This is a genomic window from Bacteroides sp. 519 (genome assembly GCF_010500955.1).
Classification (GTDB): domain Bacteria; phylum Bacteroidota; class Bacteroidia; order Bacteroidales; family Bacteroidaceae; genus Bacteroides.
Map to the genome: position 1 here is coordinate 1 of NZ_QVMJ01000151.1, position 308 is coordinate 308.

2 pseudogenes are annotated in these 308 nt (G+C 34.4%); one reads left to right on the plus strand and one right to left on the minus strand.

The window, feature by feature from the left end:
• Nucleotides 1-220: pseudogene (locus D0T85_RS22310) on the minus strand (hypothetical protein); the annotation flags it as partial.
• 2 nt (nucleotides 221-222) lie between these two features.
• Here D0T85_RS22310 and D0T85_RS22315 point away from each other — a divergent pair.
• Nucleotides 223-308: pseudogene (locus D0T85_RS22315) on the plus strand (four helix bundle protein); the annotation flags it as partial.

A 308-nucleotide genomic window follows, 5' to 3' on the forward strand; every position in this document is an offset into this window, starting at 1 on the left:
AATTATGTTTGGCTATTATACAAAGTTCACTTTGTTTTTCTATGTATGTGGCTTTTGCAAAATTGGCAGCAATAAATGCACAATCAACTCCAAAACCACGTGTTTGGGGAAGTTGTAAGTTTTGAGCTCTGGTAAATATCTCAATGGTAACTTTGCCTTCATCCTTCGGATCAACAGCTGCACACCATATTGTAGTTTTATCGGCAGGTAATTTCTTCATAACATGCTCAAAGTCGTGCTGATTTTATAAATAAAATGAATATAGCTTTAAAGGAAGCCAATGAAACAGAATACTGGTTGATGTTATT